This window comes from Pseudomonas sp. GW822-FHT02D10 (assembly GCF_058802345.1).
Genome location: NZ_JBXAOB010000003.1, coordinates 223,478 through 239,714, shown reverse-complemented (window position 1 = coordinate 239,714; position 16,237 = coordinate 223,478). Strand labels below are relative to the sequence as shown.

At 59.0% G+C, this 16,237-nt stretch carries 11 protein-coding genes; 7 read left to right on the top strand and 4 right to left on the bottom strand.

All coding sequences use genetic code 11. The features are described from left to right. Window positions 1–46 precede the first annotated feature (46 nt). On the bottom strand, window positions 47–2,455 hold the full coding sequence (locus tag AC1RPZ_RS06715; RefSeq protein WP_493136056.1) for a glucose/quinate/shikimate family membrane-bound PQQ-dependent dehydrogenase: 2,409 nt from the start codon (window positions 2,453–2,455) through the stop codon (window positions 47–49). A 501-nt stretch (window positions 2,456–2,956) separates the two neighbouring features. On the opposite strand from AC1RPZ_RS06715, the gene AC1RPZ_RS06710 reads away from it, so the two are divergent. Then, window positions 2,957–3,187 (top strand): VF530 family protein, encoded by a 231-nt coding sequence (locus tag AC1RPZ_RS06710; RefSeq protein WP_123425128.1) that lies wholly within the window; start codon window positions 2,957–2,959, stop codon window positions 3,185–3,187. A gap of 9 nt (window positions 3,188–3,196) precedes the next feature. After that, window positions 3,197–3,871, top strand: a complete 675-nt coding sequence (locus AC1RPZ_RS06705; RefSeq protein ID WP_493136054.1) for a Pr6Pr family membrane protein — start codon at window positions 3,197–3,199, stop codon at window positions 3,869–3,871. Here AC1RPZ_RS06705 and AC1RPZ_RS06700 read toward each other — a convergent pair whose 3' ends face one another. Both AC1RPZ_RS06700 and AC1RPZ_RS06695 read right to left on the bottom strand, forming a co-directional pair. Then, entirely contained in the window at window positions 3,872–4,657 is a 786-nt protein-coding gene (locus tag AC1RPZ_RS06700) for a siderophore-interacting protein (RefSeq protein ID WP_493136052.1), read from the bottom strand. Then, entirely contained in the window at window positions 4,654–5,226 is a 573-nt protein-coding gene (locus AC1RPZ_RS06695) for a PadR family transcriptional regulator (protein WP_493136050.1), read from the bottom strand. The genes AC1RPZ_RS06700 and AC1RPZ_RS06695 overlap by 4 nt, the downstream gene beginning before the upstream one ends. A 528-nt stretch (window positions 5,227–5,754) precedes the next feature. On the opposite strand from AC1RPZ_RS06695, the gene AC1RPZ_RS06690 reads away from it, so the two are divergent. The 5 genes from AC1RPZ_RS06690 to AC1RPZ_RS06670 all read left to right on the top strand — a co-directional run bounded on the left by AC1RPZ_RS06690 (window position 5,755) and on the right by AC1RPZ_RS06670 (window position 11,514). Beyond that, window positions 5,755–6,246 carry a CS1 type fimbrial major subunit gene (locus tag AC1RPZ_RS06690; protein WP_493136048.1) on the top strand — a complete coding sequence of 164 codons (492 nt, stop codon included), beginning with the start codon at window positions 5,755–5,757 and terminating at the stop codon, window positions 6,244–6,246. A 109-nt stretch (window positions 6,247–6,355) separates the two neighbouring features. Then, window positions 6,356–8,878: a CS1-pili formation C-terminal domain-containing protein gene (locus tag AC1RPZ_RS06685; RefSeq protein WP_493136046.1), complete on the top strand. Its 2,523-nt coding sequence runs from the start codon at window positions 6,356–6,358 to the stop codon at window positions 8,876–8,878. Between the two features lie 5 nt (window positions 8,879–8,883). Beyond that, a complete protein-coding gene (locus tag AC1RPZ_RS06680) occupies window positions 8,884–10,149 on the top strand; it encodes a hypothetical protein (RefSeq protein WP_493136044.1) in 1,266 nt (421 codons plus the stop codon). A 59-nt stretch (window positions 10,150–10,208) separates the two neighbouring features. Next, window positions 10,209–10,952, top strand: a complete 744-nt coding sequence (locus AC1RPZ_RS06675; RefSeq protein ID WP_493136042.1) for a molecular chaperone — start codon at window positions 10,209–10,211, stop codon at window positions 10,950–10,952. 67 nt (window positions 10,953–11,019) lie between these two features. Further along, window positions 11,020–11,514, top strand: coding sequence for a CS1 type fimbrial major subunit (locus AC1RPZ_RS06670; RefSeq protein WP_493136040.1), 495 nt, complete (start codon window positions 11,020–11,022; stop codon window positions 11,512–11,514). A gap of 48 nt (window positions 11,515–11,562) precedes the next feature. Here AC1RPZ_RS06670 and AC1RPZ_RS06665 read toward each other — a convergent pair whose 3' ends face one another. Further along, complete coding sequence (locus tag AC1RPZ_RS06665) at window positions 11,563–16,224, bottom strand: dermonecrotic toxin domain-containing protein (protein ID WP_493136038.1); 4,662 nt, start codon at window positions 16,222–16,224, stop codon at window positions 11,563–11,565. Window positions 16,225–16,237 lie beyond the last annotated feature (13 nt).

Below are 16,237 nucleotides of genomic sequence, written 5' to 3'. Positions count from 1 at the left end.
GCGACTACCTCACGGTAGTCGCCTTCTTTTTAACTGCGGTTAACGCTTATTCCGACAGTTTGTAAGCAATCACATAGTCGCCCATCTTGGTACCCAGCGAACCATGGCCACCAACCACCAGCAGCACGTACTGTTTGCCGTCCTTGCCGGTGTAGGTCATCGGTGTGGCCTGGCCGCCGGCTGGCAGGCGCGACTTCCACAGTTCCTTGCCATTGTTGACGTCATAGGCGCGCAGGTACTGGTCCAGGGTGCCGCTGAGGAAGCCGACGCCACCGGCAGTGACGATCGAGCCGCCCATGCTGGGCACGCCGATTGGCAGGCCGATAGGCAGCGGCGAGCTGTCGCGGCTGGTGCCGTTCTTGCGCTTCCACACCACTTTGTTGGTGGTCAGGTCGATACCGGCGACATAGCCCCAGGCCGGCGCCTGGCACGGTACGCCGAACGGCGACATGAACGGGTGCATGGTCACCGCGTACGGTGCGCCGGTGTTGGGCTGGATGCCGGAGGTCTCGCTTTCGCGCTTGCTCCCGGCAGCCACTTCAGCCTGGGGGATCAGTTTCGAGACGAACGCCATGTAGTTCGGGCTGGTGAACAGCATCTGGCGTACCGGGTCGAGCGACACGCTGCCCCAGTTGAACACACCGACGTTACCCGGATAGATCAGGCTGCCCTGCAACGACGGCGGGGTGTACTGGCCTTCGTAGCGCAGTTGGTGGAACTGGATGCGGCAGAGCATCTGGTCGAACGGACTGGCGCCCCACATGGCTTTCTCGGTCAGATCCGGGCCAAGCAGGTTGAGGTCCGAGCGCGCCTGGGTCGGGGCGGTATGGTCGCCGGTGACCGCACCTTGTGGTGCCGGAACCTCACGAATCGGCACGATCGGCTTGCCGTCGCGACGGTCGAGCACGTACAGGCTGCCCTGCTTGGTCGGTGCGATCAGCGCCGGTTTGACGCCGTCGGCGGTCTTCAGGTCGAGCAGGGTCGGCTGGCTGCCGACGTCCATGTCCCACAGGTCGTGGTGGGTGAACTGGAAGTTCCAGCGCACCTTGCCGGTGGCCAGGTCCAGGGCCACCATGCCGGCGCTGAATTTTTCAGCGCCCGGGGTGCGGTCGGCACCCCATTGGTCAGGCATCTGGTTGCCCAGTGGCAGGTACACCATGCCGAGTTTTTCATCGACGCTGGCCAGCGACCACATGTTCGGCGAGTTGCGGGTGTAGATCTTGCCCGGCGCCAAAGGCTCGGTCGCCTCCGGGTTGCCGCTGTCCCAGTTCCAGACCAGGTGACCGTCGCGGATGTCGAAGGCGCGGATCACGCCGGACGGCTCGTTGGTCGACTCGTTGTCGGTGACGTGACCGCCCATGATCACCAGATCCCGGCTGATCGCCGCCGGTGAGGTGGCGTAGTAGCCACCGGGGGTGAACGGGCCGATACCTTGGGTCAGGTCAACCACGCCGTGATTGCCGAAGCCTTCGCAGAGCTTGCCGGTGTCGGCGTTCAGCGCGATCAGACGCGCATCGGCGGTAGGCAGGTAAAGACGACGCGGGCAGGCTTGGGCAACGGCTTTGCCAGCCTCGGAGATGACGGCGGCCGAAGCGTTGTCAGCTTTGGCGTAGGCGTTCTCGTCGTAGTAGGAAACGCCACGGCAGGTCATGTGGGCGAAGCCCTTGAAGCCCACCGGGCTCTTGATCTGCGGGTCGAAGCGCCAGAGTTCCTTGCCGGTGTCTGGGTCCAGCGCCAGCACCTTGCTGTGGGCGGTGCAGGCGTAGAGCATGCCGTTGACCTTCAGCGGGGTATTCTCGTTGGTCAGCTCCACCGGGTCATCGGCGGTCGGCAGGTCGCCGGTGCGGATGCGCCAGGCTTCCTGCAGCTTGCCGACGTTGGCCGGGGTGATCTGCTTCAGCGGCGAGTAGCGGTCGCCGAATTCGGTGCGGCCATAGGCCTGCCACTCGCCTTCGGGCATGGCTGGCGCGGTACTGGTCATGTCGGCAGTGTCGCGGCCCAACTCGCCCATGATTTCACCCGGATGGGTGAACTGGCTGGCAACGGCGGTGGCGCCGGCCAGGACCACGGCCACGCTCAGCGCAGCGGTACCCAGTGGAGCGGCGCCATCGCGCAGCAACGGACGGCGGAACCACGGCAACAGCAGGACCACGCCAAGGGCGAACCACAATGACAGACGTGGCACCAGTTGCCACCAGTCGAGACCGACTTCCCACAGCGACCATACCGTACTGGCGAACAACACCACTGCGTACAGACCCAACGCCGCACGGCGCGCGGCCAGCAGCAAAATCCCGGTCAGCACCAGGCCGATACCGGCCAGCAGGTAGTACAGCGAGCCGCCGAGCAGGCTCAGCTTGATCCCCCCGGCCAGCAAGGCCAGGCCCATTAGCAGAAGCACGATACCGAGCAGGCTCGGCAGCAAACGGCTTCGACTAGCACCATCAGTGCTCATAGTGTGGTTCTCCGTGACGTTTTAAGTAGTCCCGCGCCTGTTCACTGTAGATGACGATCAGGCGCAAGCAGGTTTCAGTACAAAAAGTTCAGTTGATGCATTCCTGGTGGGAGCGAGCCGTTGATTAGAACGACGACTGCCCCTTGATCCCGCCGATCAGAGTGATGGCTTTTCGGGCAGCAACAGTGGGTAAGACAGCGCTGTCTCGTAAAGTCTGAATGTCGGGCATAGAGGGATTCTTGGTCTTTTATGGGGGGGAGCTGAACGCCGCGTGGATGAATCGGGTAGGTGAAGCGATTCAGCTTTAGGGGGGCAAGGATAATGATCTGTTACAAAGAGAGAAAGCGCTTTTCTTGACATGGATCATTTCGAATTTGGTAACAGTGACTGGAAGAAAAGTTCACCTACAGTTAAGGCTCTGGCGCACAGAGTCCTTTCACCGCGCGACCCCCTCGGCTAAGGTGCGCGCCTTCCTTTACTTTCTTCGTTCAAAGGCCCGGCATGACCGAACAGAACACCAACCCGCTGCACGGCGTGACCCTCGAACAGATCCTCAACGCGCTGGTTGAACACTACGAATGGTCGGGGCTGGCCGAGCGCATCGACATTCGCTGCTTCAAGAGTGATCCGAGTATCAAGTCGAGCCTGACCTTTCTGCGCAAAACCCCGTGGGCCCGCGAGAAAGTCGAAAAGCTCTACGTAAAATTGATGCGCACCAAACGTCCGCTCTAAGGAATAGAGATGCTCGCCGAGCTGACTCGACCGTCACCTGTTGTGAGAAGTTTGACCCGCTTGGCCGCCGTGCTTGGCTGGCTGGGATTGAGTATTCAGCTGTACCTGGTGTTTTACGGTCGCTGGAGTGTCAGCGCCAGCCTGCTGGGTGGGCTGGTGAGCTACTTCAGTTACTTCACCGTGCTGAGCAATACGCTGGTGGCGGTGGTGTTGACCTGTGCGGTGACCTCACGCGAGTCGAAGGGCCGCGCGTTCTTTTTGCAGCCGTGGGTCAGCAGTGGAATCGCCGTGAGCATTGTGCTGGTCGGCGTGGCGTACAGCGTGTTGTTGCGGCATTTGTGGCATCCGCAGGGCTGGCAGTTGTTTGCCGACGAGCTGCTGCATGACGTCATGCCGCTGCTGTTCCTGCTCTATTGGTGGCGGTGTGTGCCCAAGGGCACCTTGCGCCTGAGCCACATCGGGGTGTGGGTGATTTACCCGGTGGTGTATTTCGCTTATGTCTTGCTGCGCGGGCAGTCGCTGGGGCTCTACCCTTATCCTTTCATCGATGTTGAAAAGCTCGGTTATCCACAGGTGCTCATCAATGCCAGCGGGATATTGCTCGGGTTTGTGGTGATTGCGTTGGTGGTGGTTGGGCTGGATCGGTGGCGCGGGAGCATGCTCCCTCGCCACAGAGAGGGATGATTACTCCTCGTCGCTACCGTCCAGTTTCCAATAACCCACGGCCTTCACCTGATCCTGATTCAAACCTTTCTCGTCCAGCAGCACGCGGCGGATCTGCCGTGAGGCTCTGGATTCTGTCGCGATCCATGCATACAACTCGCCGCTCGGCATGTGCAGCTGCTGCACGGTGGTCAGCAGCGGGTTCTTGCCGCCTTCGCGCAGGACCCAAATCACCTTGACCTCTGCCTGGCTTTCGAGGACTTGCTGTTCGGCGCCGTTCTCGATTTCCACCACCACCAGTGCGCGACGGTTGGCCGCCAGGCTTTCGAGGCGGCGGGCGATGGCGGGCAGGGCGGTTTCGTCACCGATCAGCAGATAACTGTCGAAGACATCCGGCACGACCATCGAGCCCCGTGGCCCGCCGATGTGCAGGAACTGACCGGCTGTGGCCTGCGCCGCCCAGGTTGCGGCCGGGCCATCGCCGTGCAGGACGAAGTCGATATCCAGCTCCAGCGTGTTCAGGTCGTAACGACGGGGCGTGTAGTCGCGCATTGCCGGCAGCGGCCCGTTGTCCTTGCCGGCGCCCAGCACCAGGGTTTCCAGCGCGGCGTGTTCCGCTGCGGTTTGCGGGAAAAACAGTTTGACGTGGTCGTCCGTTCCGAGACTGACGAAGCCGGCCAGCTCCGGCCCGCCGAGGGTGATCCGGCGCATGCGCGGGGTCAGGTCGAGTACCCGCAGCACTTGCAGGCGACGGCGTTTGAGTTCGTGGCTGACGCGGTGAATGGTTTGCACGATGACTTCAGTCATTCGGCCTTCTCCTGAACCGGTTGAACGACAGGGCCATCGACGATGGCTTTGGCGGTGTTGTTGAGCAGGTCGCGCACCCGCAGGATTTCTTCCGGGCTCCAGCGGCCATGATGCATTTGCAACGCGTAGCGCAAGTTGTGCACCGCTTCGTGGATCTCGGCCGGGCGATCATGCCCGCGCAATGAACGCTTGCTGACCTCGATGCGCATGCGCACGCCGTCCAGGGCAATCGCTTGTTCGCCTAATGACAGACGTCCGGCGTCGGTGATGCTGTAGCGTTTTTTTCCGCCATCGGCGTCGCCGAGGATCATTTCGCTTTCTTCAAGAAAGGTCAGGGTCGGGTAGATCACGCCGGGGCTGGGGCAGTAGGCGCCGTCGAACATGCTTTCGATCTGGCGGATCAGGTCATAGCCGTGGCACGGCTGCTCGGCGATCAGCGCCAACAGCAGCAGTTTCAAGTCGCCGGGGGCGAACACTCGTGGACCGCGGCCACCGCGTTCGCGGCCGGGGCGTTTTTCGAAGCCGTCGCGGCCCTCGCTGTGTTCGCGATGGGAATGATGGTCTCTCATTTTTGTGTTCTCTCGTCGTATTTAGATACAACTTAAGATATATCTTTAGTGGGTAGCAAGGGGACCAGACCAACGGTCGGATTCCGGTGTCGACGGAGGTCAGCGGTTTACGTATGAAATTGTCGGACAATTTCATATCAATAAAATGCGACTTTTAATTCAGGCGTGCCTTGAAAAATTAGTGTTAACTCTCTAATTGTTCGGCGCTGGCCTTTGTTTGCTAGTTGCGTGGTGTCGGTGTTTCGGATATTGCATGGTTATGGAGCCTGTCTTGTTTTTTCGGTAAATCTGTTTGTAGTCTTGTTCTTACGGTTAATAACAGCTTTTTCCGTTTTTTCGGGTTTTGTCACTCTTTATCTGCGGCGTCCTGGCTACAGGCTCGCCGGAACTTGCCTGCTTACTTTCCATAGGAATTGCTCGATCATTTGCCGGCGTTGAAAGTTAAGACAAAGCGCTATCAAGGTGCGGTATTGGCCTTGGGGTTTTAAACTTTCGATGATCAAAACCTATTAAAAAGACAGGTATCGAATGATGTTCAAGAAACTCGCAATTGCTGCTCCATTGGCTGTTCTGGCTCTGAGTTCTTCCGTTGTATTTGCCGCAGGCGAAGCCAACCATTCCATCAGTCTGGTTGCCCACGTTCCGACCAACGGCTTTTACGTCGTTCCAGTCGATCCGGATCTGGTCAACAAGGATCAGGATATGAGCCACAACCCGGCCACCGGTACCATGCGCCAGGTGAACGGCTTTTTCGACGTACGTAACAACAACGGTTCGGTTCACGCCAGTGTGCAAGGCACGCCGAAGCTCATCTCCGGTGCCAACACCATTGACCTGAAAGTAGAGCTCAACAACAAAGAGCTCAACAACACCCCACAAATGGTCGTGGGCGAGGCCGAGTCGGACGTGAACTATCGCGCCCCTCTGCGTATTAGTGCAAAAGGCACAACCTTTGCTCCGGGCGATTACACCGGTGAAGTCACCATGTTGTTTGACGCTGTTCCCCCTGTCGCTCTTTGAATAGAAAGTACGACACCCAACGCTTACTTTCCTAAGTAACGTAACCGGCTGGCAACGACGTCTGTTTGTCGGCCGGGCTTTAACTCATTAGTAATTAGAGTGCTCGTTCATGTTCCCGATGACGCCCATCGCGGCTGCACTTGCGTTGCTGTTTTGTAGCAGTGCATTCGCCGCGCCCGTTCCTGTTGGTCCTACACCGAAAAGTTTGTTGGCCCAGGCCAAAGGCTTGCCGGCGGAGTTCGAGGAGCACTTCTTTGATGTGCCATTGGCGGTTCGGGTTGAACTCGACCAACAGCCGCTCGGTGAGGCCATGATTGTGTTGTCCCGCGATGACCGCATCACCTTGCTCGAGTTTACCGATACCAGCGAAAGCAACTTCAACGCCAGCGAGCGTGAAACCTGGGCCGATTACCTCAAGCCTGGGGTCGCGCTGGGGGCCTGTGCCGGCACGTGCCCGGAACAGATGCTGGCGATCCACTACAACCTCGAAAATTCATTGGTGTCGATCGTCACTGAAAATGCCGAGCGCGACACTGAAACCAAGCGCTTTTACGATCAGCCAGAGGGCGGCAGCAGCGGCCTGATCGTGCGCAATCAGCTCAATCTCAATGGCGGCCAGGATCAGGACCTGGGCGGACGTTTTGGCCTGGAGGCCAGCGGCAGCCTGGGCAACTGGAGCCAGACCCTCAACCTGCAACTGGCCCGCCTCGGCGGACCGGATGACAAGCTCTATCACTCGATTTATGAGCTCTACACCCAGCGCGAGTTGCAAGGCAGCTTTGTTCGCCTGGGGTATTTCACCCCCAACTCCGAAGGTTTGACGCGCCAGCCCCGTTCGTTCGGCACCAGTCCCGATACGGCGGTCGGGTTGATGTATGGCAGTTCCGACAGTCTGGCGATCGACAGCCCGAAACCCAGTGTTTATCCGATCTACGTCACCGCCAATCGGCAGGCCTCGGTGGAAATCTACCGCGACGGTCTGCTGATCAATACCCAAGCGGTGCCAGCCGGATTGCAGACCCTCGACACCCGTCCGTTGCCCGGAGGTATCTATGAAGTGGAGGTTCGCTTGATCGAAGACGGTCAAATCACTTCGACGACGCTGGAACTGGTCTACAAACCAAACAACTGGCGCAACCATGATGAGCGCTGGCGCTACAACCTGTTTGCCGGGCAGGAAACCAAACTGCTCAGCAACTGGGATCAGCAGGCCAGTGGCGATGCGACCGCTGGCGCGTCGATCAACTACCTGCTGCACCCACGGGTGATTCTCGGGCTGTCGGCGCGCCAGGTGCGTGAAAAGCTGCAATACGGCAGTTCCATCGACTGGACCCTGGCCAACAGCACCAGCCTGTACGCCAACCTGTATCGGACCGAAGACCACGGCACCGGGGCCGATGTGCAAGGCCTTTACAACTATGGCAGCGGCAGTCTGGTGGTCAGCCACAACCGCAGTTGGCTCGACACCCGTGACACGTTCGACACCCTGCCCGATGGCACCCGTGTGCGCCAACGCAACGTGTTCACCGGTCAGACCAGTAACTCATCGCTGGCGCTGAACCATCGGATCAGCCGCAAAAGTTCGCTCAACGCTCGAGTGTCCCACAGTGAAGGCAACACCGAGGGCGTGGGGCTAGACCTGGGATGGACGCAGCGCACGCAGGTGTTTGGCAGCGATGCCAACTGGCGGCTCTCGGTGTTCGATCGTCCCGGCAGTTTCAGCAGCGGTAATGCGCGCAATCGCGGGGTCGACCTGAGCATCAATATGGCGCTGGGCGGGCCGGGTCAGCAAATCTCGGGCAGCCTCGGTACGCGCACCGCCCGTGATGGCAGCCGCGACAACAATGCGTCGCTCGGTTACCGCAAAGACCTGCAAGACCACGTGTTGCAGAGCGTATCGGTGACGGCGCTCACCGACACCTATGGCGTTGGTGTGTCGAGCCTGGCGAACTTTCGTACAGACGTGATCAACGGCGACGGCTTTGTCCAGCGCTCGTCCTACAACGGCAACTTGACCGGCGGTCTGAACCTGGACAGCACGCTGGCCATTGGTGCGCAACGCATGGTGCTGACCAGTCAGCATCAGGGGCGTGAGGCGGGGATGATTGTTGACGTGGAGTCCGACATCGATGGCATTGCCTTGCGCGCCGATGACCTGAGTGGCGGCAGTGCGGCTCTGCGGCCAGGGCGCAATTTCATTCCGATTACCGCCTACAAGAGCAGCTCGCTGAGCTTCGATTTCGAAGGCAACCATGTGCCGGCGGCGACCATCGAGCCGGCGCGCACCCGCTATCACCTGAACAAGGGCGGGGTGGAGTACCGCAAGGTGCGGGTGATGAAAACCCTGACCGTGCTCGGTCGCCTGCTCGACCCACAAGGCCGGCCCCTCAAGGGCCATCACGTGATCAACCACGCCAGTCGTGGTGTGAGTGAAGTCGACGGCTTTTTCTCGATGGAAATGAATGCCGGTTCTCCAACGCTGGAGGTGCGTTACGCCGATCAGTTGTTGTGCCAGTTCCGGCTCGACACCGACAAGCATCGCAGTGAAAACAATGTGCTGATGATCGGCGATCTGCGGTGCACGCCGGACACGTTGGCGGATGCAACTTTTAAGGCCGAAACGGCGAGCTGACAGACATGAATATTTTCACCTGGCTTGGAAAGAAAATCGGTGGCAGGACGTCATTGGCAGTGCTGTGTGGGGGGGGATCGTTACTGACTCATGCGGCCGTCTTGAACATTGATGCAACGTTTGTCCCTGATTCGGGAGCTCCACATAAAAATGAATTTGTGAACAAAACCCCTTCTCAAGGCTTCTGCCTTCAAGTCCCTCAGGCCTGTAAGCCGGAAGGTCTATTTAGTTTGATCGCGCCGATTTCCTTTTCGGCCAATGCGCCCATCCGCGCCAATCATACGGATCCACGTCAGGGGGGGATGGCCAGCGTGCCGTCGCAATGGCGCGATGTGGAGGTGACCCACTCGTCTGGCGAGAAACATAACCTCAAAGTCCGGATCGCCGGGATCGGGCACGAATCGCTGTTGCCGATACCGATCCAAGAGATAACCGGGGCGTCCGGGGGGGTGGGTTGGGACAGACTTTGGCAAGGTGGTTCCTGGATGTACGCCCCGTCACCCTGTCAGGGGGTGGGATGGTCCACAGTGGGGAATTTTGGTTTTAACAGTTTCTGGAAAGTCCCCCTGGGTGCGGGAGTCTGTGCCAAACAGGCCCTGTTCGATATTCCGCTGGCCTTCAAGTATCAATACTTCGTGTTCGGATATCAGATGACCACGCCTGATCCATTGAAGATGCAAAGTGGTCATTACACCGGTTCGGTCACCTTCAGCGTCGGACCGGGTCAAGACTTCGATATGGGCGATGTGATGCGACCCGATGACACTGCGTTGACCCTCGACTTCAATCTCGATGTTCAGCACACCCTGAAAGTCGACATTCCCCCTGGTGGCGAAAACGTTCAATTGGTACCAGCAGGCGGTTGGCAGAGCTGGTTGCAAGCGGGACGCCGGCCGGTGCGGCTGTTTCGTGATCAGACCTTCAACATTTCCGCGTCGTCGCGTTTCAAGATGCAGCTGGAATGTGAAATCAGCGGGTTTCCCTATGACTGCCTGATCAAAGATCCGGTCTCGAAACGCTCGGTGGAATTGCAGGTCAGCGTCAGTCTGCCCAATGGCCTGACTGACATGGCCGGGCAACCGGTCAAGCGTGTTCGGCTACGGGCGGGAGCGATCAACGCGCATTATTTTCAACCCGGTTTTTACGTGGACAGAGCGCCTGGCGTTCTGCACTTCGAGATCCCCCAGCAGCAGATGGCGTTCATGTTGCAGCCCGGTGTGGCGAGTACTTATTCCGGTAGTGTCACGGTGATCTGGGATTCGGAAGTCTGATGGCCGGTGTATCGACCAGTCAGCGCGATGTTGTGATCAAAATCATGAGGTTCAAGGTTATGAGGCATCTGCTAACACTGTTGGGTTTGAGTGGGTTTTCCCTGGCGATTTCAGCCGGGCCGCAGATCAACGTCGGAACGGTTTACGACTATCTGGATGGCGACAAGAGCACGTACCTCAAGCGTGTGTTCAACAGCGGTGACAGCACGGCGTTCGTCAAGGTCAACATCCTGGAAATCATTTACGACGCCGATGGCACATCCCGTGAAGTGCCGGTCAAGACACAGGCGGACGCAAGCGGCCGTGATGGTTTGATGGCCAGCCCTGCGCGGTTGATCGTGCCGGCCAATGGCATGCAGGGAACGCGTTTGTTGCACATGGGCGAGCGTGACACCGAGCGTTATTTCCGCGTGCGCTTCGTGCCGGTGGTACCGGAAAAGGAAGACGAGTTTGCGGTCTCCAGCGACGAGCGTGATGAGTACAAAAAGAACCTGTCGGCGGGGGTCAACGTCATGACCGGGTTTGGCACGGTGTTCTTCGTCAGGCCGAAGAACAGCCGTTTCGACAGCGTGATCGAGGACAGTCCGGGCCTCTACCGGCTGCGCAATAACGGCAACACGGTGGTGGTGGTCGATGAGTTTCGTAACTGTTCGCTGAAAAACGAAACCGAGTGCGAGCCGACCACCAAGCACCACATCCTGGCGGGCAAGACCTTCGAGTTCGAGAAGAAGCCCGGACGCGAATACCGCTTCAACCTGGTCGAGGGTCACGCCAAAAAGACGTTGCGCATCGCCAGCCAGTAATACCCGGGTGATCGCGAGCGAGCAGTGTCGCTCGTGACCTTCATTTTCGATGCAACAGGTACCTGACATGATCAAGCAATCGGCCATCGCCTTGTGGGTGGGCGTCGTGGCGCTGACGAGTGTTTCGACGTTCGCGGCGCGGGAGGAACGCACTTTTGAGGTGTCGGTGGACATTCCGACGCTGGGGTTTTATGTGATACCGGCCGAGACCAACTGGATTCATCTCGAACAGACGTTGCCGTGGAATCTGAATACGTCGACGTTGGGTGGGTTGCGCAAGAACTTCGACGTCAAGCACGACACCAGCGCGATCGAAGCCCGGTTGGAGAGCGAACCGTACCTGTCCAATGGCCGTGACGATCAGAACATCTATTTGCATGTCAGCTTCAATGGCCGGGCGTTGAGCCATGATCCCCAACCTCGGGAAGTGGTGCCCGTAGCGCAGGCGGTCGCGGGGGGGCGCTTTCCCCTGGAAATACAACCGAAAGCGCCTGTCGGCGGCTATAAGCCGGGTGCTTACTATGGAAGTGTCCGGCTGATCTTCAATGCCGCGGCGCCCTGATAGAGACACCTGCCTGACAGCGATGTCTGTCAGGCAGGTATTGGGGTTTTACTGTCCGGCCTTGCGCAGAGCCGCTCGGGTCAGGCTTCTGGCCAGTTCTTTTTCTTGATCCCCCAGATCAACCAGCAAACGATTGATGATGGCATCGCCGATGGGCTCTTCGACGAAGACCTCGGTTTCTGCAATCGAAAATCCATCCATCAGCGTTGCAAGCCGGTTTTTCAATTCTCGGCGTTGAAGTTCGGTCAGTGTTTTGTCGGCCCATTGCCGTTGTTCGGTTTGCAGGTTCTCGAGCTGTTCGGATTTGCTTTGGAAGCGCCGCTTGTTGGCTTCCATCCGCACCGGATTGCGTTCAAGCAGGTAGTTTTCCCAGAATTCCTGCTCCAGCATCCGGTTCACCAGACCGTCGCCTTCGCTCAGGGCCAGAACCGTGTCATAGGCTTGATCGATCATCTCGTCACTGACCCCTGACACTTCCCGAAACAGCATGTACTCCGATTGCCATGGCAGATTCAGGCGCCGTACCAGACCAGTTTGATAGGCCAGGTAGACCTCGACTTCATCCGGGTTGCCCGGACGACTGGCCATGTCGGCCCGGGCGATCTCGTTGACCGTTTCCAGGCGTGCGGCGCCCTTGGCCAGGGTCACCAGTTTCTGCTCCAGTTGCGCTGCGCTGGTGGAGTAGGAATAGGCCTCCGAGGCCAGGACTTCGATACCCATGTTGTTGAACAACTGTGCACCGGCATCGGCGCAGCGGACCGGGTCGATCGCCATGGTGAATAGCTTTTCCCGAAGACGGGTGTCGATGTGAACGGCGTCCATCATTCGCCACAAGCGTTGCAAGAGATTGGCCCGTGTTTCACCGCCGACCCGATAATCCGCAGAGTTTTGCATGTCGAGCAGCACGGCCGCGAAGCGTTCTGCATCCGGCTCGTCGATCAGCTCCGACAGTAAGATATCGCGATCAACCCCCCATCCCGGCACGTCTCGCCAAAGCGAAGCGTACTCATTCGAAATGATCGGCACCGGGTTCGTTTGAGTAGATGGCAATACAGGTTCGGCAGGCAATCCAACGGAGCGACGCAGCGTTTCAACGTGCAACCGATCCGGCTCCGTCAGGCGATCAAGGCTCAGTCGTGTGCGGGCCACGATGGCGGCTTGCGACGAGCCAGGTACTACCTCAGGTATCCGGGTGATCGGGTTATCCCGCAGGTCCAGAAAAAATCCACGCGGTCGCGGTTTGGCCAATGCTCCCTCGGGCCAGGTCGAGAGCCCGGTGTTTTTCAGCGTTACCACCGTCAACCGTGGCATTCGGCCAATGTGCGGCGACAAAGCCAGCGGATTGTTCTCGAGCCTGAGAATTTCCAGGTAGGTCAGGTTTTTCAACTGCTCCACCGCCGGGGCGTCCAGCACGATTTGGTTGTCGCTCAGCCGCAAGCGCTCAAGTCTGTGCATGGAACCGATGCTCTTGGGCAAACCGGTCAGTTCACAGCCCTTGGCGCTGAGTTCGCGCAGGTTTGGGAAGTCCTTCAACAAACCGTTCGATTTGCTGGAAAACCGAGTGTTGTCGAGCTTCAGCACGCGGACCTTGTCGAGAAACTTCTTCAGTTCCGGACGTTTCGACCACCAGGTTTGCAGATCCAGTGGCAGCAACTCCCTGGACAGGTCAAGTGAGTAGCTGTCCGGGTCAGTTCGGCTACCGAGGTCAATGTTCTTGCGTTCGAAACAGTCGATCAGGCGTTCGGCAATGTGCCGTCCGCCGTTGTCGCGAAAATCGAACCCGCCAGGGCCCCATGTTTCGGGTTGTTGGAACTCCCAGCGATGGACGATCACGCGCAATTCATCGAGGTCGTTTTCCTGTTGTTCAATGGCCCTCAGTGACTCACCTTTGGCGATCAAGGCTTCGGCGAAGGCGTCGATTTCGCTGGCGCTGAAATGCGGATGCAGGTCCTCGATACGTTCATGCAGGGTGACTCCACCACGGCTGAGGGCGCCGCCGCGCACCAGTAGCTCGGTATCACGCTCGGCAACGGCGCGGATCGGCGGCAGGGCCAGAACGGTCCGGCGCTCACTGGGGGGCGCCGTCTTGGCGATCACCCATTGCCTGAAGATTTCGCCATCACTCGGCTTGTAGCCCAACGCGTTGCGCCCGTTCTTTTGCGTGGCCTGGAGGATCGCGTCCAGAAGACCATCGGCTTCATGGATCGGCTGATCCGAGGCATCACGCACCTGGTATTTCCCCGAGTCGTCTCGAATCAATACCCGAACCTGTGTCTCATCTTCGGCACCCGCGCTGCAACGCAGCTCCCCATCGAACGCACCCTGACGGATTTCAATGCGCAGGTCGCCGAATGTGTCGGTGTAGGTTCGCAAGGTGCCCAGCACCAGGCGTTCGGTGTCGATGTTAGTCAATGAGTCGTGGTAAAGGCCTTGGGTGGCTCTAACCGACCGGGTTTCGAACTCAAGCTCTCGCGCCTGGGTTTTCAGGCGCAAGGTCAGACGACGGTTTTGCGCGATCTGCTGTTGCTCCGATGGCGTGGCGCCCGTCATGATTTTTTCCGCAACACTGGCAGGCAGCTCGGGGACGTCGGTGAACAGCAGCGCAATGTCGGGGGATAACGCTTCATCGGCGTTTACGGGGGAGCCGAGGCGTTGCAGGGTATCGATCAGCAGCGGTGGTGGCGGCGCGTTTTCAACGTGCATCCTGCGCAGTACGGTCTCATCGGTGCCGCTGATCTGGCGAATCTGTTCCAGTTGTAGGTCGCTAAAGCCGTCGGTGGTGTGACCGAGGCGTCGCATCAGTGCCGAACCTTCCCACTGACGCGGATTTTCCGTTTCGCTGACCCACGCACCGTGACCGTTGTGGGTGAGGGTGGGGGCATAAGCGTCGGGCCGCTGCGGATGCTTGATGCGGTATTGACCCGTGACCGGGCTTTTTTCCACTTCGAAAAGCCGGTCGTCCAATGGCAGCATTTGCTTGCCCTGGTGTTGATAAATGCCCAACTGATCCGGTTCGGCCTTCTCGGGCAAGACCTCTGATTGTTGGTAGGGCGATAGGTCGGGATTCCACAAACGCGTCTGGCCATCGGCCAACTCCACGGGTTTCAGCCCTTCGACAAATGACGAGAGCTTTACGCCGATCAGGCTGCCAACTTTCAACCCGGCGGCGAATGCGGCCAGTTGTACAACACTTTCCAGCACGCCGATGGCCTGTTCACCGGCCTCCGCCAACCGCCCCTCGGCCAGGTCGACAATGCCCTCGAATACTTCATCGGTCAGTTGAAAGGCGGTGTACGCCAGCATCAATTCACCCAGATAGGGCACGAACGGCGTGGCCACCAGCAGGGCGACATTGAGAATGTCCGAGAGCATTTTTTCCAGGTTGTCCCACCAGGCCCAACGCGCCATGCGGTCGGCGTACTCAGTGGAAATCGCGATCTCCCGCGCATCGTTGAGAATCTTGTTGAGATTCTGCTGATAGAGATAACCCCACAGATCGCCGGTAAAGCGGTTTTGGTGGTCATCCTGGATCTTCGACAGGCTGAACTGCAGGTTCGGGTTATCCACCGGGGTCTCTCGCCAGGAGGGCAGGCTGCTACCTGGCGGGGTCTGCTGCCATTTCACCCGGCTCAACCGGTCATTCAGGCGGGCGAAAAAGTGCCCGCGCTGCCGGTGCGCAACGAATTGGCTGAAAAACACCTGATAGTTATCGGCAGCCGTGGTCTCGCTCGTCGAACCGTTGCGCAACTGACGGGTCAGCTCGGCGATGAATTCGAGTCCCGAGGCATATTCCTTGAGCGGATGCTCGGGGTCATGGGGCACATAGGCAATCAGCGGTGTGGGGGTAGTGGCCGCCCATACGTCTGCGCTAATCACGACAATGCCGGTCAGGGCCGCATCCATCATGCTCAGGTTGTAGTAGTGGAGGGGCTTGCCATGCCATTGCAGATCCTTGCGGTCATCGAGCATCCCCTGCACCACGGTATAGGCCTGCTGGCTGATGTCATTTTTCAGTAGCGCCATTTTTGCGGCGGCCGCCAGGGTGCTTTTCTGGCTGTGGATGACTTTGTAGCGCAAGACATTCCTGGCCAACGGATCGGTCGGTTGTAAAAACGTCTTCAGGTGTCGTTCGTATTGCGCGCCGAGGTTCAGTTCGCGACAGAGCGCCTGGAATTGCTCGATCGTTACACTGCGCTTGAAGCGTTTGGTAGTGAAATGGCCACGGGCGTCGGGCCGGGTGATGAAGTCGGAATCGGCATGGAAGGTTTCGTCACTGGAAAAGTTGTGCAGTGCTGCATCGAGCAGGGACAGGGTTCGGCTTCGGGTGGCAGACGCAAGGTCATGCACCCACCATGAGCCGCTCACCGGCACATACAGATGCAGCCAGATGTCCCTGACGTTGTCTTCAATGCCGAAACGATCCTTCAAGGCCTTTTGCAGCAAGGGCTCGGCGAAGGCGTGAACGTCTTGCAGGCCGCTGAGTATCTGATCCACGCTGTTCTGCGCGAGCCAGTGATCCTTGACTGCATTTTTCAGCTGTCGGTGGTCGGCAGTCGACGCGTTCCGGTGCCAGTCGGGAAGCCTCAGGCGAGTGCTTTTCAACGCCGCGACCCTGTGCGCTGAAGCATTGGCAAGCCACGAAGGGATGGCGTTCCCGATCAGTTCGTGATGAACACTTTTGCCAGGATCGGCGGGGGGATGAGTGGGCATGGCTGGATCGTCC